Annotated in this window: 4 protein-coding genes; all 4 read left to right on the forward strand. The window is 74.8% G+C overall.

What is annotated here, in order from left to right:
* Window positions 1-298: 298 nt before the first annotated feature.
* Window positions 299-1,048 carry a YcnI family protein gene (locus tag AE652_RS38345; RefSeq protein ID WP_049660015.1) on the forward strand — a complete coding sequence of 250 codons (750 nt, stop codon included), beginning with the start codon at window positions 299-301 and terminating at the stop codon, window positions 1,046-1,048.
* 78 nt (window positions 1,049-1,126) lie between these two features.
* Window positions 1,127-1,786 carry an SCO family protein gene (locus tag AE652_RS38350; RefSeq protein ID WP_049660017.1) on the forward strand — a complete coding sequence of 220 codons (660 nt, stop codon included), beginning with the start codon at window positions 1,127-1,129 and terminating at the stop codon, window positions 1,784-1,786.
* Window positions 1,783-2,298, forward strand: a complete 516-nt coding sequence (locus AE652_RS38355) for a copper chaperone PCu(A)C (protein WP_053112532.1) — start codon at window positions 1,783-1,785, stop codon at window positions 2,296-2,298. Before AE652_RS38350 ends, AE652_RS38355 begins: the two co-directional genes overlap by 4 nt.
* A gap of 13 nt (window positions 2,299-2,311) precedes the next feature.
* Window positions 2,312-3,211, forward strand: a 900-nt coding sequence (locus tag AE652_RS38360; protein ID WP_049660018.1) for a copper resistance CopC family protein, incomplete at its 3' end; no start/stop codon positions are given.

The following is a 3,211-nucleotide window of genomic DNA, read 5'->3' on the forward strand; positions in this document are numbered from 1 at the left end:
GCGCCGGCCAGGCGGGTGGTGCGGGGCATGGGAGAGCCCGCTCCCGGCGGGTGCCGTGCTGCGGCACAGCGTGGTGCGGCGTGGCCCGCCGTGCGGGGCCCTCGCGTACTGACCGGCGTTTCCTGGCGGCCTCGGCCGTCCCGGGTGCCCGGCGTGCGTACCGTCCGGCCGTTTCCCCCGACCACCGGGGGCGGCCCGAGGCTCCACCCCCGCGTCCCCACCCCCGCGGCCCCCGCGGCACGGCTCCCGTCCGTCGCCGGTTCCGGCTGCCGCCGAGCTCCGATCGGAGACCCGCATCATGCGTTCCCTTCCCGCCCGCCGTCTCGCCGCCGTCGCCCTCACCGCCGCCGCGTCCGTGGTGGCGCTGGCCGGCCCCGCCTTCGCGCACGTCACCGTGAACCCGGGTGCGGCCGCCCAGGGCGGCTACACGGCCGTCGACTTCCGGGTGCCGAACGAGAGCGACACGGCGGGCACGGTGAAGCTGGAGGTCAACCTCCCGCTGGACCACCCGCTGGCCTCGGTCCGGACCCTGCCGCTGCCGGGCTGGACCGCCGCGGTCGAGAAGGCCAAGCTCGACAAGCCGATCAAGGTGCACGGCAACGACGTCACCGAGGCCGTCTCCAAGATCACCTGGACCGCCGACGCCGGCACCAAGATCGCCCCCGGCCAGTTCCAGGAGTTCCGGGTCTCGCTCGGCCCGCTGCCGACCGACACCGACAACCTGGTCTTCAAGACCCTCCAGACCTACGACAACGGCGACATCGCCCGCTGGATCGACGAGACCAAGGACGGCCAGCCCGAGCCGGCCAAGCCCGCGCCCGTCCTGAAGCTCACCAAGGCCGCCGAGGGTGACGGCCACGGCGTCACCGCCTCCCCGGCCGCGGGCGCCCACGGGGGCAGCTCCGACCAGGCCGCCGCCGCCGGCGACGCCAAGTCCAGCGACTCCACCGCCCGCACCCTGGGCGTGGTCGGCATCGTCGTCGGTGTGATCGGCACCGCCGTCGGTGTGCTCGGCCTGCGCCGCAAGAGCAGCAACACCGCCCCCTGACCCCACGCCGGCGGGGCCCGTACCCGGACCACGGGTACGGGCCCCACCGGTGGCCCACCCCGCACGATCGGAACTCCCATGCCCCGCACCACCCGCCTGGCCGGCGCGGCCGCCCTCGCGCTGGCCGCCGCCCTGACCCTCTCCGCCTGCGGCTCCTCCGGCGGCGGCTCCACCGCCGCCAAGGTCACCCGGCAGAAGGAGGACACCCCGTACCAGGGCACCAAGCTCGCCAAGAACTTCGAGAAGCCGGACCTCCAGCTGACCGACACCGCCGGCCAGCCCTTCGACCTGCGCCAGCAGACCAACGGCAAGGCCACCCTGCTGTTCTTCGGGTACACCAGCTGCCCGGACGTCTGCCCGACCACCATGGGCGACATCGGCGTCGCGATGAAGGCGCTCCCCGCGGAGGAGCGGCAGAAGGTCAACGTCGTCTTCGTCTCCACCGACCCGCAGCGCGACACCCCCCAGGTGCTGCGCACCTGGCTGGACTCGATGGGCAGCGACTTCATAGGCCTCACCGGGGACCTGGCCAAGGTGAAGACCGCCGCCAGGTCGCTCGGCATCATGATCGAGGACCCGGTCGTCAACGCGGACGGGACGGTCACCTCCACCCACGGCGCGCAGGTGCTGGCCTTCCTCCCCTCGGACGACAAGGCGCACGTGCTCTACATGAGCGGCACCGAGGAGAAGACCTACGAGCACGACCTGCCGCTGCTCGCCAAGGGGGTCGCGGCGTGACCCCGGCGCAGACCGGGACCGGCCGCTTCCGCCGCAGCGCCCTGCTCGGCGCCGTCGTCGCCACGGCCCTGGGCGGCGGCGCCATCCTGGCCGCCTGCGGGACGGGCGGCGGCGCGGGCGGCCAGGACGGTGCCGCCGCCGGGCCGGCCCGGCTCAGCGTCGCCGACTCCTACATCCCGCTCCCCCCGGCCGGCGGCATGGCGGCCGGCTACCTGACCGTTCGCAACGACGGCGGTCAGGACCAGCTGCTCAAGGTGAGCAGCCCGGCCGCCGAGTCGGTCACCATGCACCGCTCGAGCGCGTCGACCATGGAGCAGGTGGACAGCCTCGACGTCCCCGCGCACGGCGCGCTGCAGCTCGCCCGGGGCGGCAACCACCTCATGATCATGGGGTGGCAGAAGGCCCCGGTCCTCGGCGACGAGCTGGAGCTGGACCTCACCTTCGCCAAGTCCGGCACCATCTCGGTCAAGGTGCCGGTCAAGGAGCTCACCTACCGCCCCGGCCAGAGTTAAGGGGACCGCCACCATGCAGTCGGCCGGCCTGGAGAAGGCCACCCACCGCCGGATCGCCGGGGTGCTCGGAGTGCTCGGCGCGTTGCTCGCGCTGATGCTCGCGGGCGCCGGGCCGGCCTCCGCGCACGCCACCCTGGATTCCACCGACCCCCGGCAGAACTCGGTGGTCGCCACCGCCCCGCAGGCGGTGACGCTGACCTTCAGCGAGTCCGTCTCGCTCTCCGGCGACTCCGTCCGGGTGCTCGACCCGGCCGGCAAGGCCGTGGACACCGGCAACCCGGCGCACGCCGACGGCAAGGGCAACACCGCCCGGGTCGGGCTGCGCGACGGACTCGCCAACGGCACGTACACGGTGGCCTGGCGGGCCGTCTCGGACGACTCCCACCCGGTCGGAGGGGCGTTCACCTTCTCCATCGGCGCGCCCTCGGACACCTCGGTGTCGGCCACCGCGCTCCAGGGCGCCGAGGCCGACGGCCTGGTCGCCGCCCTGTACGGCACCGGGCGCACCGTCGCGTACGCCGCCTTCGCGCTGCTGGTCGGCGTCGCCGCCTTCGTGCTGCTCTGCTGGCCGGCCGGCACCGCCCGGCGCCGGGTGCAGCGGCTGCTGATGACCGGCTGGACGGCGCTGCTGGTCTCCACCGTCGCGGTGCTGATGCTGCGCGGCCCGTACGAGCGCGGCTCCGGGATCGGGCAGGCCTTCGACCTGTCGCTGGTGCGCGCCACGCTGGACGAGCGGATCGGCACCGCGCTGGCCGCCCGGCTGCTGCTGCTCGCGGCGGGCGGGGTGTTCCTGTCGCTGCTGGTCGGGCAGCTGGGGCAGCCGCCGCGGCCGGTCGTGCCGAAGCCGCGGGACGAGGAGGAGGCCGGCACCGACGACCTCGCGCGCGGCGCGGCCGCCGAGGACGACGCCGAG

This window comes from Kitasatospora sp. MY 5-36 (assembly GCF_001182915.1).
Lineage (GTDB): Bacteria > Actinomycetota > Actinomycetes > Streptomycetales > Streptomycetaceae > Kitasatospora.